The following is a 15,079-nucleotide window of genomic DNA, read 5'->3' as shown; positions in this document are numbered from 1 at the left end:
GCGTACCCAATGGGCGAGGATAACATATTTGCCCCGGGTTGTCCAAGGAGGACCCCACTTCTTATGCAGAACATCCCGGGCATATTGCATAACTTTGCGCATGGTCCTCGAGGCCCCGCCTTCTCCTGGTACAATCAGGGGTATGCGTAGGGTCAAACCCGAGGAGCTGCCGGCCCTTTTGCACCAGGGGGTGAAGGTGGTGGATGTCCGCCCCGCGGACAAGCGCCACACCCCCTTGCCCTTTGCGGCGGAGTGGATTCCCTTGGAGAAGATCCAAGCAGGGGAACACCATCTGCCCCGGGTTCCCCTCCTCCTGGTGTGCGAGAAGGGGCTTATCAGCCAGGTGGCGGCCCTTTACCTGGAGGCGGAAGGGTATGAGGCCATGAGTCTGGAGGGGGGGCTACAGGCCTTGACGGTGGGGGGTTAGGCCCTTAGAATGGCGGATGCTGAGCGTGGTGAGCGTAGCTCAGCTGGTCAGAGCACCGGACTGTGGATCCGGGGGTCGTGGGTTCAAGTCCCATCGCTCACCCCAATACCTCCACCCCGAAAGGGGTGGTATTTTGAAGGGGGGCCTCGTCCTCCCACGCGAGGATGGCGGAACCGGTAGACGCGCCGGACTTAGGATCCGGTGGGGCAACCCGTGCGGGTTCAAGTCCCGCTCCTCGCACCACGCGGGCGAGGCCCCTAGTTCAGTGAGGTGAGGCGTGGCGGAGATCCTGGAGCGTTCCGGCTATCGGGTAAAGGTGCGGGTGGAGGTGCCTGCGGAGAAGGTACAAGAGCGCTACCAGGCCCTCCTCAGGGACGTGGCTAAGCGGGTGCGCATCCCGGGCTTCCGCCCGGGCAAGGCCCCCTTGAAGGTGGTGGAAGCCCGGATCGGGCGGGAGGAGCTTCTTTCCGACCTCAAGGAGCGCCTGGTGGAGGAAACCTATCCCTTGGCGGTGCAGGAGCTTGGGCTTTTGCCCGTGGCGGCCAGGGTGGTGGAGGAGGAGCTCAAGGAGGGGGAGGGTTTCCGCTACGTGGCGGAGGTGGAGAACTACCCCGAGGTCAAGCTTCCCGACTGGCGGAGCTTTGACCTTAAGGTGGCACCGGAAGAGGTCACGGAGGAGATGGTGGAGAAGGCCCTCGAGGAGCTCCGCCAGCGCTACGCTGAGCTTGTGCCCGTGGATCGGGAGGCCCAGGAGAAGGACCACGTTTTCGTGCGCACCGAGGAGGGGGCGGAGTTCCCCATTGACCTTTCCAAGGCCCTTCCCCATGTGCGGGAGGCCCTTTTGGGCAGGCGTGCGGGGGAGGTGGTCATGGTCCCCGTCTTGAACCAGCAAGGGGAGAAGGTGCGGGAGGTGCGCACCGAGATTCTGGAGGTGAAGACCCTGGAGCTTCCCGAGCTGGATGAGGAGTTCGCCAAGACCCTGGAGGCGGAAAGCCTGGAGGACCTAAGGCAGAAGGTGCGCGAAAGCCTGAAACGGCAGGCGGAAGCCCAGTACCAGGAGGCCCGCGAACGCGCCTTCTTGGAGCAACTGGCCGAGGGGTTGGAGGTGGAGATCCCTCCCTCCATGCTGGAGGCGGAGGAGCGCCATCTCCTAGAGCACCTGGCGGAGGACCTGGCCCGGCAAGGGATTGGCCTCGAGGCCTACCTTAAGGCCCTGGAAGACAAAGGGGAGTTGCCAAAGTTCCGGGAGGAGCTGAGGCAGGAGGCCTTGAAGCGGGTGCGGCGCTCCTTGGCTAAGGAGCGCTTGGCTGAGGAGCTCAAGCCCGAGGTGAGCGAGGAGGAATGGCAGACCTACCTCCAGGCGGTGGCCCGGTCCTACGGCGTCTCCGTGCAGGAGCTGAAGCGGGAGTTTGGGGAGAGGGGTCTTGCCCGGCTGAGGGCGGCGTACATCCAAGAAAAGGCCGTCAAGGAGGCCTTGTCCAAGCTGGTCTAGGTGCGCCTTGGTGGCCCAGGGGGGTTTTCCCCCTGGGTTTGCCGCTACAATGGGGACTGGTATGGTCATACCCTACGTCATAGAGCAGACCGCCCGCGGCGAGCGGGTCTACGACATCTACTCCCGGCTACTCAAGGATCGCATCATCTTCCTGGGCACCCCCATAGACTCCCAGGTGGCCAACACCATCGTGGCCCAGCTTCTTTTCCTGGATGCGCAAAACCCCAATCAGGAGATACGCCTTTACATCAACTCCCCGGGGGGCGAGGTGGATGCGGGCCTGGCCATCTACGACACCATGCAGTTCGTCAGGGCCCCGGTTTCCACCATCGTGATCGGCATGGCGGCCAGCATGGCCGCGGTGATCTTGGCCGCTGGGGAAAAGGGTCGGCGTTACGCCCTGCCCCACTCCAAGGTGATGATCCACCAGCCTTGGGGCGGGGTGCGGGGCACAGCCAGCGATATCGCCATCCAGGCCCAGGAGATCCTGAAGGCCAAGAAGCTTTTGAACGAGATCCTGGCCAAGCACACTGGCCAGTCCCTGGAAAAGGTGGAAAAGGACACCGACCGGGACTATTACCTTTCAGCCCAGGAGGCCATGGAGTACGGCCTCATTGACCAGGTGGTGAGCCGTGAGGAAGCCTAGGCCCTTCTGTAGCTTCTGCGGCCTGCGCCCGCCGGAGACGGGGCGGCTTCTGGAGAGCCCTGTTGCCGAGGTCTACATCTGCGAGGAATGCGTGGAGCGGGCCCGGGAGGTTTTTTCCAGGGAAAAGCCGGCTCCCAAGGGGCCCAGCCGCCTGCCCAGACCCCGGGAGATCAAGGCCCATTTGGACCAGTACGTGGTGGGGCAAGAGGCGGCCAAGAGGGCCTTGAGCGTGGCCGTCTACAACCACTACAAGCGCCTCCTCCATCCGGAGGCGGAGATCGGCAAGGCCAACATCCTCCTCATCGGTCCCACGGGCACGGGCAAGACCCTTCTTGCGGAAACCCTGGCCCGGTTTTTGGACGTGCCCTTCGCCATCGCCGACGCCACCACCTTAACCGAGGCGGGGTACGTGGGGGAGGACGTGGAGAACGTTATTCTTCGCCTCCTGCAAAACGCCGACTTTGACGTGGAGCGGGCGGAGATGGGCATCGTCTACATTGACGAGATTGACAAGATCGCCCGCAAGTCGGAAAACCCCTCCTTAACCCGGGATGTTTCCGGGGAAGGGGTGCAGCAGGCCCTCTTGAAGATCATTGAGGGCACCATCGCCAACGTGCCGCCCCAAGGGGGGCGCAAGCACCCGCACCAGGAGTTCATCCCCGTGAACACCAAGAACATCCTCTTCATCCTGGGCGGGGCCTTTGAGGGCCTCGAGGCCATCGTGAAGGCCCGAACCGAGCGCACCACCATCGGCTTTACCCGTACCAAGTCCAAGGACGAGCCCCTGGAGGTCATCCCCGAGGACCTGGTGAAGTTCGGCATGATCCCGGAGTTTGTGGGCCGGGCCCCCCTCATCGTCCAGCTCCACCCCCTTACGGAGGATGACCTGGTGCGTATCCTTACCGAGCCCAAAAACGCCCTGGTGAAGCAGTACCAGGAGCTTTTGCGCATGGAGGGGATTGAGCTCCGCTTTACCCAGGCGGCCTTAAAGGAGATCGCCCGCAGGGCCCTGAAGCGGGGCACGGGGGCCCGGGGCCTAAGGGCCATCCTGGAGAAGACCATGGTGGACCTGATGTTTGAGGCCCCGGGAAGCGGGGTAAAGGAGCTGGTCATTGACCTTCCCCACCTGGACCAGCCCCTGAAGGCCCTGGAGGAGGCCAGGCTTCGCCAGGCCTCCTAAGCCTGGCCCAGCCGGGCCACCAGTTCCTCCTTCAGGGCGAAAAGCCTTTCGCTAAGGGATACGTGGTAGATGTGGGGGTTTACCAGGCGGCGCACCCCGGGGTCCAGGCGTTCCACATCCTTGCGCCGCCTTTCTTGTAGCACTTCCAGGGGCAAGGGGGGAAAGAGGCGCCTTCCCCGGTAGGCTTCTTCCAGGAGGGGCTCGAGGGTGAAGCTTCCCGGTTGCAGGATACGGCGCTTGGTGGGGTCAGTGGGGTGGCGGAGGAGTAGGGGCCTGTCCTCCCGGACCTCCTCGTCAAAGGTGGCCAAAAGGTCGGCGGTGGCCAGGCCCCGGTGGTCGTAGACCCGAAAGACCCTCTTGTGCCCGGGATTGAGCAGCTTTTCCAGGGAGTCCGAGATCTTCATGGCCGGGGCCCAGGTGCCGTTTTCCCGGATGGCCACCAGCTTGTAGACCCCTCCTAGGGCCGGGTAGCCCCAGGAAACCACCATGCGGGTCCCTACCCCGTAGACCAAACGCTTGAGGAGGCGGTCCGGGTCCACCCCGTACCGGGGGGCCTCCTCCTGGATCTGGCTTTTGATCTGCCAAATGACCAGCTCGTCCAGGTCCCCGGAGAGCACGATGAGGGTCTCCGGGAAGCCCGCCTGGTCCAACTCCTTGGCCACCTGGATGGCCAGGTAGGCCAGGTCCCCGGAGTCAATGCGTACCCCCACGGGCCGGTGCCCTTTGCGCCTTAGCCTTTCAAATACCCGGATGGCGTGGGGCAGGCCTGAGTGGAGGGTGTCCACCGTGTCCAGAAGCAGGATGGTGTCGTCGGGGAAGACCTCGGCAAAGGCCTGGAAGGCCTCCTCCTCGGAGTGGCCCAACGCCAAAAAGGCCTGGACCATGCTGTGGGCATGGGTGCCGGAGGAGGGGAGGCCCAGGAGGTGGGAGAGGCTCACGGCGCTACTGCGGTTGGCCCCGCCGATGAGGCTGGCCCGGGTGGCGGCCTCTCCCCCTTTGGCGGGGGCGCGGCGGAGGCCGAACTCCAGCACCGGCGCCTCCCCTGCGGCTTCCCGCACTCGGCTAGCCTTGGTGGCGATGAGGGTTTCGTAGTTGATGCGGTTCAAAAGGGCGGTTTCCAGGAGCTGGGCCTGGAGGAGAGGGCCTTCTACGCTGATGAGGGGCACCTGGGGATGGGCCACCCGGCCTTCGGGAAGGGCCCTTAGGGTAAGCCCCGGAAAGCCTCCTATCCCCCTTAGATATTCCAGGTAATCCTCGGCGAAGAGGGGCTTGCCGCTACGGCCCTTTAAGGTGCGGAGGGCGGCCAGCTCCTCTGCGCCAAACTGGGCGGCTTCCATCCAACTCAAGAGGGGATCCAGACCGGCGAAGACGGTGTAACCCGCCTGATGGGCCCCGTAGTCGGGGTTCTTGCGATAGAAGGCTTCAAAGAGGGCTTCCCTTTCGTGCAGGCCAAGCCGGAAGTAGACCTGGCCCATGGTGAGCTGGTAGAGGTCGGTGTAGAGGATGCCGAAGGGGTCCATGGGCCTAGCATAGCTTGCTTTCTTTGGCTAAACTAGCGGGATATGGTGGAGGTCCACACCTGCAGTCCCGGCTGCCGCCACCACCTGGGGGGGGCGGGTTTTGGGGATGCCCCTTTGGTGCGGCTGGGTTACAACAAGGAAGTCCGGGCGCAGAAGTTCCCCTACCTTAAAGCTCTCTCGGAAAGACCCCTGGTCTTTGACGGGGCCATGGGCACCGAGTTGCAAAAGAGGGACCTCACCCCTGAGGATTACGGGGGGGAGGCCTACTTTGGTTGCCCGGAGGTCTTAAACCGTACCCGGCCCGAGGTCATCCAGGAGATCCACCGGGCCTACCTGGAGGCCGGGGCCGAGGTGATTGAGACCAATACCTTTGGCGCCCTGCGCCATGTGCTGGCGGAGTATGGACTCGAGGGGGAGGCGGAGGAGCTGGCCTACCTGGGGGCGCGCATCGCCAAAGAGGTGGCCGAGCCCTACGGGGCCTTCGTGGCGGGGGCCCTAGGCCCAGGGACCAAGCTTATCTCCCTGGGCCAGATCACCTGGGATGAGCTTTTTGCCGCCTATAAGGAGGCGGTACGGGGGCTTCTAAGGGGCGGGGTGGACCTGATTCTTCTGGAAACCGCCCAGGACATCTTGCAGGTGCGGTGTGCCGTCCTTGCGGCCCGGGAGGCCATGGCCGAGGTGGGCAGGGAGGTGCCCTTGCAGGTCCAGGTGACCATGGAGGCCACGGGTACCATGCTGGTGGGCACGGACGAGCAAGCGGCCTTGGCAGCCCTGGAGAGCCTGCCCATTGACGTGGTAGGCATGAACTGCGCCACGGGCCCCGACCTCATGGACGCCAAGATCCGCTACTTTGCCGAGAACGCTACCCGCTTCGTGAGCTGCTTGCCCAATGCGGGCCTGCCCCGGAACGAAGGGGGAAGGGTGGTCTATGACCTCACCCCGGAGGAGTTGGCCAAGTGGCACCTCAAGTTCGTGACCGAGTACGGGGTGAATGCCGTGGGGGGGTGTTGCGGCACGGGGCCGGAGCACATCCGCCAGGTGGCGGAGGCCATTAAGGGGAAGCCGGCCCCCAAGCGTCCTGAAGCCTTCCCACCCCAGGTGGCCTCCCTGTATCAGGCGGTTCCCCTGCGCCAGGAGGCCAGCGTCTTCCTGGTGGGGGAGCGCCTGAACGCCACCGGGAGCAAGCGGTTTCGGGAGATGCTCTTTGCCCGGGACCTGGAGGGGATCCTGGCCCTGGCACGAGAGCAGGTGGAGGAGGGGGCCCACGCCCTGGACCTCTCCGTGGCCTGGACGGGAAGGGATGAGTTTAGGGACCTGGCCTGGCTCCTTCCCCACCTGGCCACGGCGGTCACTGTGCCCTTCATGGTGGATTCCACTTCCCCCGAGGCCATGGAGTTTGCCCTGAAGCACCTTCCGGGCCGGGTCCTTCTCAACTCCGCCAACCTCGAGGACGGCCTCTTGAAGTTTGACCAGGTGGCTTCTCTGGCCAAGGCCCACGGGGCGGCCTTGGTGGTCCTCACCATTGACGAAAGGGGCATGGCCAAAACGCGGAAGGAGAAGGTGCAGGTGGCCTTGCGCATGTTTGAGCGCCTCACCGAGCACCACGGTTTCCGCCCGGAGGACCTGCTCTTTGACCTCCTCACCTTCCCCATCACCCAAGGGGACGAGGAGAGCCGCCCCTTGGCCAAGGAAACCCTGCTGGCCATGGAGGAGCTACGGGAGAGGCTTCCCGGGGTGGGCTTCATCCTAGGGGTATCCAACGTTTCCTTTGGCCTGAAGCCCCGGGCCCGGCGGGTCCTGAACTCCATTTTCCTGGACGAGGCCCGGAAGAGGGGGCTTACCGCCGCCATTGTGGATGCGGGGAAGATCCTCCCCATCAGCCAGATCCCCGAGGAGGCCTACGCGCTGGCCCTGGATCTCATCTGTGACCGGAGGAGGGAGGGGTACGACCCGCTAATGGCGTTTATGGCCTATTTTGAAACCCACCGGGAGGACCCTGCCCTTAAGGAGGATGCTTTCCAGGCCCTTCCCCTTTTGCAGAGGCTAAAGCGCCGGGTGGTGGAGGGGAGGAAGGGGGGCCTCGAGGCGGATCTGGACGAGGCCTTACGGGAAGGCCATAAACCCCTGGACCTGATCAACGGGCCCCTTTTGGAGGGGATGAAGGAGGTGGGGGAGCTCTTTGGGGCGGGGAAGATGCAGCTTCCCTTCGTCCTCCAGGCCGCGGAGGTGATGAAGCGGGCGGTGGCCCACCTCGAGCCCCACATGGAACGGCAGGGGGAAGGCCGGGGGAAGATGGTCCTGGCCACGGTGAAGGGGGATGTCCACGACATCGGCAAGAACCTGGTGGACATCATCCTCACCAACAACGGCTACCAGGTGGTGAACCTCGGCATCAAAGTGCCCATTGAGGAGATCCTGAAGGCGGTGGAGGAGCACAAGCCCCATGCGGTGGGGATGTCGGGGCTTTTGGTGAAGAGCACCCTGGTCATGAAGGAAAACCTGGAGTACATGCGGGATAGGGGCTATACCCTGCCGGTGATCCTAGGGGGGGCGGCCCTTACCCGCGCCTACGTGGAGGAGCTCAAGGCTATCTATCCCAACGTCCATTACGCTGAGGATGCCTTTGAGGGCCTTAGGCTCATGGAGGCCCTCACCAGCGGGGAGGCCACCCCGGTGGCAAGGGCGGCCAGCAAGCCCCGGGTGGAGGTACCCCAGGTGGTGCCCAGGGCCAAGCCGGTGGGGGAGGCTCCCTTCGTTCCCCGGCCTCCTTTCTTCGGGGTGCGGGTGGAGGAGAACCTGGACCTGGCCACCCTCGCCCACTATGTGAACAAGCTGGCCCTGTACCGGGGCCAGTGGGGCTACAGCCGCAAAGGGCTTTCCCGGGAGGAATGGCAGGCCCTGGTGGAAAGGGAGGCCGAACCCGTGTTCCGAAGGCTTCTCAAGGAAGCCATGGAGGAGGGCTGGCTCAGGCCCAAGGTTCTCTATGGCTTCTTTCCCGTAGCCCGGGAAGGGGAGGAGCTTTTAGTGTTCTCCCCGGATACCGGGGAGGTTTGGGAACGCTTTGCCTTCCCTCGGCAGAAGGGCGGGGGCCTAAGCCTCGTGGACTATTTCCGAGCGCGCTTTGCCCCTCCCTTGGCGGACGAGGAGGAATGGCTTCCCGCCTTCAGGGCCGGGGCCAGGGATGTCCTGGGGGTCCAGCTGGTCACCATGGGGGAGGAGCCTTCCCGGAAGGCCCGGGCCTTGTTTGAGGCCGGGGCCTACCAGGATTACCTCTTCGTACATGGCTTCAGCGTGGAGATGACGGAGGCCCTGGCGGAGTACTGGCACAAAAGGATGCGGCAGATGTGGGGGATTGCCGCTAAGGACGCCACGGAGATCAGAAAACTCTTCCAACAGGGCTACCAAGGGGCCCGGTACTCCTTCGGCTACCCCGCCTGCCCTGATCTAGCCGACCAAGCCAAGCTGGACCGGCTCATGGTCTTTGCCCGGATAGGCGTTCGCCTCACGGAGAACTTCCAGCTGGACCCGGAGCATAGCACCAGCGCCATCGTGGTGCACCACCCCGAGGCGCGGTACTTTAACGTGGACTAGGCCCGCTCAAGAGGGTGCCGCACACCCCGGCAACCACCCATCGCCCCTCGCCAAAGGCAATGGCTTCCGGTTCCGTGTGGAGAGGGTGGAGGTCGTCCCAGGCGTGGCCGTCCTCCGAAAAGGCGACCACGCCGTTTCCAGGACGGGGATGGCCTACCAGAGCAAATCGGCCTTCGGCATAGGCTACGCTGGGGAGGTACTTGGGAAGGTGCTGCGCGTGAACCTCCTCCCAGTCCCAACCTCTTTGGGCTACCAATACCGTTCCATACCCCGTGGCCACAAATCGCCCGTTGCCATAGGCCAGGCCTTTGAACCAGGGGGTGCTCCCTACCAAAACGGTTTGCCAACTTAGGCCGTCGGAGGAGGCGAAGAGTCTGCCCCTTTCTCCCGCCGCCAAAAACACCCCATTGCCGAAGGTCACTCCCAGGAGGGAGTGATTCTCGGGTAGGGGAAAGCTTTGCCAGGATAGGCCGTCTTCCGACAGGAGAAGGACTTCGCCCACGGCCACGAACCGATTGTGGCCAAAGGCCACCCCATAGAGCCACTTCGGTGGGAGGTGTGGGATCCGTTGCCAACGCTTTCCGTCGGTGGAAAGTGCTACAAGTCCCCTTTCACCCACGGCTACGAACCGGCCCTTGCCCCAGGTCACTCCCATGGCCCAGCCCGGCATCCGGGCGGCCAGGTGCCAACACAAGCCATTGGGAGAGAAGAGGAGAACACCTTGGGAACCCTCGTGCCCCACGGCCACGAACCCGCCTTGACCATAGGTAAGGTCAAAAAGGTTTTGGCCCGTGCCCGGGTGGACCGGGTACCAAAGGAAACCGTCCAGGGAGGTGTAGAGGGAGGACCCCCAGCCCGTGGCCACAAAGTGGGTGCCGTTCCAAGCAACATCGGTAAGGAAGGGCTTTCCCTCCAGCTGGCCCCGTTGCCACGCCTGACCATCCTTGGAGGCCAAGACTGTGCCTTGTTCTCCCACCACCACCCAGGTTCCCCGGCCATAGGTGACCCCGAAGAGTCCTTTCCAGGTCCAGGAGGCTTGTTCCTTCCAAGTCTGTCCGTCCTGGGAGGTGAGGATCAATCCGCCCCAGCCCACCGCTACCCAAAGGCCTTCAGCATAGGTTACGGCGTTGAGAATCCCGGGGGCGGGGTGCTTTTCAAAGCGTATGCCGTCGCGGGAAACCAGGATCACCCGGTCGCCCACCACCACAAACCGTCCTTGGCCGAAAGCAGCTCCCCAGAGGTTGGCCTCTACACCGAGGTTCAGGAGGTGCCACTTGTAGCCGTCTTGGGAGGTTAAGGCCAGTCCCTCCATGCCTACCGCCAAGTAGCGCCCATGCCCGTGGACAACCTGCCAAAGGCCCCGTTGGTCGCGGCCCCCATGTACTTCCTGAAAGGTCCCGTCCCCTTTGGAAACCCAAATGCTTTGCCGGGCGCCTACCACCACCAAAAGGTTTTTCCCGTGGGTGCAGCTTGTGAGGGGTAGGGGGGTCGGGATGCTCACCGAATCCCAGTGGGACCCGTCTTGGCTTTCCAAAACCAAGCCGTGCCACCCTACGGCAAGAAACCGGTTCCCGATCCAGCAAACCCCCAACAGGGGGGTGGAATGGACCTTCCAAGGGGGCAGGTCCTTTTCCATCCTGACCCGGGGTTCGGGGCAGTACCGGTCCACCTTTAACCCCCTTGTTGGAAAAGATAAGGGATAGGTGGCGGATGGGCAAGGCGCTTAACGGTTTGCGGTGGGACCCGTATACTTGGCCCCGTGTTGGGGCTTTACCACGCTGCCCGTACCTTGGGGCTAAAGCCCTTTCTCCTGGAATCCTTAGGGGTCAGGACCCCTTTCTCCCAACTTTCTCTCCTGGGGGTGCGGCCTAAGCACCACCTCGAGGTGTGGGAGGGCCGGCTTTACCTGGACGGAAAGCGGGTGGGCGAGGCCCTGGACATCTTCGCCTACCTGGAGAAGGGCCTGGGGAGGGGGTATTTCCCTGCCTGGATGGGGTTCTTTGCCTACGAGTTTGCCCGGCACCTAGGCCTGGCCACCCACAAGCCCCTTTCTGGACTTCCCGAGGCCGCATTCTCCTACTACCCCGAGGGATTCGCCCTTCTGGGGGGGAGGCTGGTAGGTATCCCCTCCTTCCCCTTGAAGCCCCTTTCCTACAACCCCCCTCCTTTGCCCCCTCACCCCCTGGTGTCCGACTTCCCCAAGGAGGCCTTCCTGGATGGGGTTTCTGCCGTCCAGGAGAGGATCCGGGCCGGGGTGGTCTACCAGGTGAACCTCTCCCACCGCTTCCGGCTACTGGGCAGCGTGGACCCCCTTCTCCTCTATGCCCGTCTTCGTTCCTTGAACCCTTCCCCCTTCATGGGGCTTGTGGAGGGGGAGGGTTGGGCGGTGGTCTCGGGTAGCCCGGAGCGGCTTTTCCAGAAGGTGGGAAGCCGGATACGTACCCGGCCCATTGCCGGCACCCGTCCCCGGGGGCGAACGGAGGAGGAGGACCTGGCCTTGGAGCAGGCGCTCCTGGCCTCCCCCAAGGAGCGGGCGGAGCATGCCATGCTGGTGGATCTCCTGCGCAACGACCTGGCCAAGGTGGCCTTGCCGGGCACCGTGAGGGTGCGGGAACTTTTCACCGTGGAGCGCTACGCCCACGTCATGCACCTGGTCTCCCAGGTGGAAGGCTATGCCCGGGCTTCCTTGGGCCAGGTCTTCGCCAGCCTCTTCCCGGGGGGCACCATCACCGGGGCCCCCAAGGGGACGGTGATGGAGGCCATCCGCGACCTGGAGCCCGTACCCCGGGGGGCTTACACGGGGAGCCTGGGGTACGTTTCGGGCCGGGGGGCGGATTTCAACATCCTCATCCGTTCCTTTCAAAGGGTGGGGGAGGAGGTGCTTTTCTCCGCTGGGGCGGGGATCGTGATCGGTTCGCAGGCCGAAGCGGAGTACCGGGAAACCCTCCACAAGGCGGAAAGCCTTCTCTTGGCCTTGGACCGGGGCCAGCCGGGGGCCAGGCCGAGACCCCCCAAACCTGCGGACTCCTGGGCCCCACCCCCTCCTCCCCGCCAGGTAAGGGCCCGGGTGCTTTTCCTGGAAAACCGCGATTCCTTCAGCTACAACCTGGTGGATTACCTGAGGGCCCTGGGAGCGGAGGTGGTGGTGGTGGACCAGGAGGAGCCTCCCCGTTTCCGAGGCTTTACCCACCTGGTGGTGGGGCCAGGGCCCAAGGACCCCTTTAGGGCGGGAAGGGTTTTGGCCTGGACGCAACAGGCCTTGCTGGAAGGGATGCCTTTCTTGGGGGTATGCCTGGGGCACCAGGCCTTGGGGGTAGCCTTGGGGGCGGAGCTTTACCGGGAAAGGCCGGTCCACGGGGAGGCCCACCCCATGTTCCATAGCGGGGAAGGGCTCTTTGCTGGCCTACCCAATCCCCTTCCCTTTGCCCGCTACCATTCCCTAGCCCTTAGAAACCTTCCTTCCCAGGTGCGCCTTCTGGCCTGGACAGCGGAGGGGGTGCCCATGGCCATCTGGGACGGCAGGCGGGCCTATGGCGTCCAGTTCCACCCGGAGAGTATCCTGTCCCCGTGGGGGATGGAGCTTCTGGCAAGGTTCCTGGAGGAGACCTGAGGCGGGTGCTCCTGAAAGGGCAGCCCTTCAGCGAGCCCCTTCCGGAAGGGTTTTTGTACCATGGCCTAAGCGTTTTCACCACCTTGCGGGTGGAAAGGGGAGAGGCCCTTTGGCTTGGGGAACACCTCCACCGCCTAAGGCGGCATGCTTCGGCCTTGGGGCTTCCTTACCCGGGGGATGGGGTGTTCCTGAAGGACCTCGAGGCCCTTAAGAAAGAGCTTTCCCACCTTCCTTGCCTCCGCCTCCGCTTCACCGTGGGGGAGGGGGTCTGGCTTACCGAGGCCCGGCCCTATACGCCCCTTCCCTTGGCGGCCTATGAGGAAGGGGTGCGGGTTGTCCTGACGCCCTACCGGGTGCATCCGGACCTGTACCGCTTTAAGACGGGCAACTACCTGCCCTACCGTCTGGCCTGGAAGGAGGCGGAGGGGCAGGGGGCTTTTGAGGGGCTTTTGCAGGATGGCGAGGGCCATGTGGTGGACGGAAGCCGCACCAGCCCCCTCCTTTACCGGGATGGGGTGCTCTTGCTCCTGGAGGGGGGCCTCGAGGGGATCACCCGGATAAAGGTGGCTGAGGCGGCTTGGGAACTGGGCCTCAGGGTGGAAAGGGCCCGCCTTTACCCCTGGGAACTTCCCTTGGCCGAACCGCCACCTCTTCCGCCGCAACTGGCCCTGCGCCGTCGGGGAGGGGAGCGGGAAGGGGCAAGGGGAAACTTGCTCCTAGCGGGAAGCGGGGTGGGGCTTTTGCCCGTGGGGCCGCTTCCGGAGGCTTTGGCCCCCTTGGTGGAACGCTTCCTTCCCGCCTGCTATACTAAATAGCGGTACCTCCAGCCCATCCCCATGGGCTGGTGCCCCTTTTTACGCGGAGGGAAGGGATGAAGAAGCCGGTCTACCTGACCCCAGAAGGCTATAGGCGCCTTCAGGAGGAACTCAACCACTTAAAGACCACCAAGCGGCAGGAGATTTCCGCCGATTTTGAGCAGGCTTTGGAGGAAGGGGATTTAAGGGAGAACGCCGGCTACGATGAGGCCCGCCGGGCCATGTGGCAGAATGAGGCCCGGATTGCCCAGCTGGAGGATCTCTTGGCCCGGGCGGTGGTGGTGGAGGGGAATGGCTCCTATGAGCAGGTGGCCTTGGGCTGCCAGGTGGAGCTGGAAACCGAATCCGGGGAGAGGCTCTCTTTGGCCATTGTAGGGAGCCACGAGGCGGACATTTTCAGCGGCAAGATCTCCGACGAGTCCCCCTTGGGCCAGGCCCTTTTGGGCAAGAAGGTGGGGGACGTGGTGGAGATAAGGGGTAAGAAGGGAGCCCAGGTCTACACCATCCTGGAGATCAAGCCCCTATAGTTCCGCGGTGAGCGCGGGCGTGGCCTTCAGAGGGCCCAGGGCCTCTTCCGCATGGTGTTTGAGGGCCAGCAGTAGCCTTTCCAAGGGAGCCTCCTCCAGATAGGGCAGGGCCTCGCTACCCGGGAGGTGGAGGATGGCCCTGAGGGCTTCCACGCCCCTTTCCCCCAGGTAGATGCCCTCATCCTGCAGGCGGCCCGTCTTCAGGTATAAACCCGGCCCCAAAAGGTTGGGACCCAGGCCCCCCGCCTTCACCACCCGCCAGCCTGCCCATACCAGGGGTAGCAGGGGCCGGGGGTGTTTGGCGATGCCCCGTAGGCCCGAGATGAAGACAGGGTAGATCCTGGGCGCGGCCTCGGGGGAGGCCAGGCGGTAGGCGAGTTCCGCCAGAAAGGAGGCCAGAAGGAAGCGCCTAGGCTCCTCCAGACCATGGAGCCGGCCCATTAGCTCGGCTTGGGTGAGGGTGGGCAGGCCCTCGCCCTTGCGGTAAAGCTGGAAGCGCACATGGTGAAAGAGGGAAAGCCTTCCCGAACGCCCCGTGGGGCGGAGGCCTTTGCGCACCATGGCCTCGAGGCTTCCCCCTGGGGTCAGGAACCGCAGGAGCAGGTCCCCTTGGGGTAAGGCTTTACGCCCCACCACGATGCCTTCCTCCAGGTGGTATCCCTCCACATTTCCAGTGTATGCTTAAGCCATGGAACGGACCCTGCGCGACATCCTGGAATGGGTAGTTTTGGGCCTTTTGGTGGTGGTGGGGGTTCTCCTTGCCCTTTGGGTGGGGGGATGGGTCTTCACCTTCTTGGGTCGGGTGCTCCTAGCGCTTTCCGGCTTAATCTGGGAGTTACTTAAGTTCGCCATCCCTTTGCTGATACTGGCGGCCATTGGTTACGGGGTCGTTTACCTTTTGCAAAAGCGTAGCGCATGAGGAGGCGGTAACAAAGATAGCCTCCAGGGTACGCCCCAATAAGTGCCCGGTCTTAGACCGGGAGGCCGGGTTTATCCATAATGCGTTCTATACCCTTGACCTAGGGCCGATCAAGGGTGTACGCTTTCCCCCTAAAGTAGGAAGGAGGGAGTATGGATCGCAGGCTTCTGTTGAGGTTGGGGGCTCTTTTGGGGGCGGGTTCCCTGATGGGGGCTCGAGCTAACGAGCGAGTAACCTACAAGGACTTCAAGAAGGAAACCCCGATAGCGGTGGTTTACAGAAAAGGGGGGCGTGGGGGAGCCATAATGCCCCGGACCTTCAGTCCGGGGATACATGGACCCCCCACAGTGGG

General features: G+C 63.8%; 12 protein-coding genes and 2 tRNA genes. 11 read left to right on the top strand and 3 right to left on the bottom strand.

Going from position 1 to position 15,079, the window contains the following annotated elements; translation table 11 throughout:
- Positions 1-142: 142 nt before the first annotated feature.
- The 6 genes from L0D16_RS08355 to clpX all read left to right on the top strand — a co-directional run bounded on the left by L0D16_RS08355 (position 143) and on the right by clpX (position 3,745).
- Positions 143-427 (top strand): rhodanese-like domain-containing protein, encoded by a 285-nt coding sequence (locus L0D16_RS08355; protein WP_243031346.1) that lies wholly within the window; start codon positions 143-145, stop codon positions 425-427.
- A gap of 28 nt (positions 428-455) precedes the next feature.
- A tRNA-His gene (locus L0D16_RS08350) sits at positions 456-532 on the top strand.
- A 53-nt stretch (positions 533-585) separates the two neighbouring features.
- Positions 586-670 (top strand) — tRNA-Leu (locus L0D16_RS08345).
- A 34-nt stretch (positions 671-704) separates the two neighbouring features.
- Entirely contained in the window at positions 705-1,919 is a 1,215-nt protein-coding gene (gene tig, locus L0D16_RS08340) for a trigger factor (protein WP_243031338.1), read from the top strand.
- A 61-nt stretch (positions 1,920-1,980) separates the two neighbouring features.
- The gene (clpP, locus tag L0D16_RS08335; protein ID WP_243031331.1) at positions 1,981-2,565 is read left to right on the top strand and encodes an ATP-dependent Clp endopeptidase proteolytic subunit ClpP; all 585 of its coding nucleotides are present in this window, start codon (positions 1,981-1,983) and stop codon (positions 2,563-2,565) included.
- Positions 2,552-3,745, top strand: coding sequence for an ATP-dependent Clp protease ATP-binding subunit ClpX (gene clpX / locus L0D16_RS08330; protein WP_243031318.1), 1,194 nt, complete (start codon positions 2,552-2,554; stop codon positions 3,743-3,745). The genes clpP and clpX overlap by 14 nt, the downstream gene beginning before the upstream one ends.
- On the opposite strand, the gene L0D16_RS08325 is transcribed toward clpX, so the two are convergent.
- Positions 3,742-5,265, bottom strand: a complete 1,524-nt coding sequence (locus tag L0D16_RS08325) for a nicotinate phosphoribosyltransferase (RefSeq protein ID WP_243031316.1) — start codon at positions 5,263-5,265, stop codon at positions 3,742-3,744. The genes clpX and L0D16_RS08325 overlap by 4 nt on opposite strands.
- Before the next feature lie 42 nt (positions 5,266-5,307).
- Here L0D16_RS08325 and metH point away from each other — a divergent pair, with 42 nt between their 5' ends.
- The gene (metH, locus tag L0D16_RS08320; RefSeq protein ID WP_243031313.1) at positions 5,308-8,856 is read left to right on the top strand and encodes a methionine synthase; all 3,549 of its coding nucleotides are present in this window, start codon (positions 5,308-5,310) and stop codon (positions 8,854-8,856) included.
- Here the strand turns inward: metH and L0D16_RS08315 are convergent.
- Positions 8,843-10,168, bottom strand: coding sequence for a WD40/YVTN/BNR-like repeat-containing protein (locus tag L0D16_RS08315; RefSeq protein ID WP_243031311.1), 1,326 nt, complete (start codon positions 10,166-10,168; stop codon positions 8,843-8,845). The genes metH and L0D16_RS08315 overlap by 14 nt on opposite strands.
- Before the next feature lie 447 nt (positions 10,169-10,615).
- Here L0D16_RS08315 and L0D16_RS08310 point away from each other — a divergent pair, with 447 nt between their 5' ends.
- From L0D16_RS08310 to greA, 3 genes are read left to right on the top strand one after another with little or no spacing between them, the layout of a single operon-like run.
- Positions 10,616-12,466 carry a chorismate-binding protein gene (locus L0D16_RS08310; RefSeq protein ID WP_243031309.1) on the top strand — a complete coding sequence of 617 codons (1,851 nt, stop codon included), beginning with the start codon at positions 10,616-10,618 and terminating at the stop codon, positions 12,464-12,466.
- Positions 12,463-13,281, top strand: coding sequence for an aminotransferase class IV (locus L0D16_RS08305; RefSeq protein WP_243031405.1), 819 nt, complete (start codon positions 12,463-12,465; stop codon positions 13,279-13,281). Before L0D16_RS08310 ends, L0D16_RS08305 begins: the two co-directional genes overlap by 4 nt.
- 56 nt (positions 13,282-13,337) lie before the next feature.
- The gene (gene greA / locus L0D16_RS08300; RefSeq protein WP_243026834.1) at positions 13,338-13,808 is read left to right on the top strand and encodes a transcription elongation factor GreA; all 471 of its coding nucleotides are present in this window, start codon (positions 13,338-13,340) and stop codon (positions 13,806-13,808) included.
- Here greA and recO read toward each other — a convergent pair.
- Positions 13,803-14,474 carry a DNA repair protein RecO gene (recO, locus tag L0D16_RS08295; protein ID WP_243031307.1) on the bottom strand — a complete coding sequence of 224 codons (672 nt, stop codon included), beginning with the start codon at positions 14,472-14,474 and terminating at the stop codon, positions 13,803-13,805. The genes greA and recO overlap by 6 nt on opposite strands.
- 22 nt (positions 14,475-14,496) lie before the next feature.
- On the opposite strand from recO, the gene L0D16_RS08290 reads away from it, so the two are divergent.
- Positions 14,497-14,727: a hypothetical protein gene (locus L0D16_RS08290; protein WP_243026836.1), complete on the top strand. Its 231-nt coding sequence runs from the start codon at positions 14,497-14,499 to the stop codon at positions 14,725-14,727.
- Positions 14,728-15,079 lie beyond the last annotated feature (352 nt).

The organism is Thermus altitudinis (genome assembly GCF_022760835.1).
Lineage (GTDB): Bacteria > Deinococcota > Deinococci > Deinococcales > Thermaceae > Thermus > Thermus altitudinis.
The sequence above is the reverse complement of the archived record's forward strand: the minus strand, read 5'-3'. Positions and strand labels throughout refer to the sequence as shown.

Bases quoted from the DNA above. Each gene is read 5' to 3' on its own strand.
- greA (WP_243026834.1), top strand. From the start codon at position 13,338: ATGAAGAAGCCGGTCTACCTGACCCCAGAAGGCTATAGGCGCCTTCAG.
- L0D16_RS08315 (WP_243031311.1), bottom strand. From the start codon at position 10,168: ATGGAGGGACTGGCCTTAACCTCCCAAGACGGCTACAAGTGGCACCTC.
- L0D16_RS08290 (WP_243026836.1), top strand. From the start codon at position 14,497: ATGGAACGGACCCTGCGCGACATCCTGGAATGGGTAGTTTTGGGCCTT.
- L0D16_RS08355 (WP_243031346.1), top strand. From the start codon at position 143: ATGCGTAGGGTCAAACCCGAGGAGCTGCCGGCCCTTTTGCACCAGGGG.
- metH (WP_243031313.1), top strand. From the start codon at position 5,308: ATGGTGGAGGTCCACACCTGCAGTCCCGGCTGCCGCCACCACCTGGGG.
- L0D16_RS08325 (WP_243031316.1), bottom strand. From the start codon at position 5,265: ATGGACCCCTTCGGCATCCTCTACACCGACCTCTACCAGCTCACCATG.
- clpP (WP_243031331.1), top strand. From the start codon at position 1,981: ATGGTCATACCCTACGTCATAGAGCAGACCGCCCGCGGCGAGCGGGTC.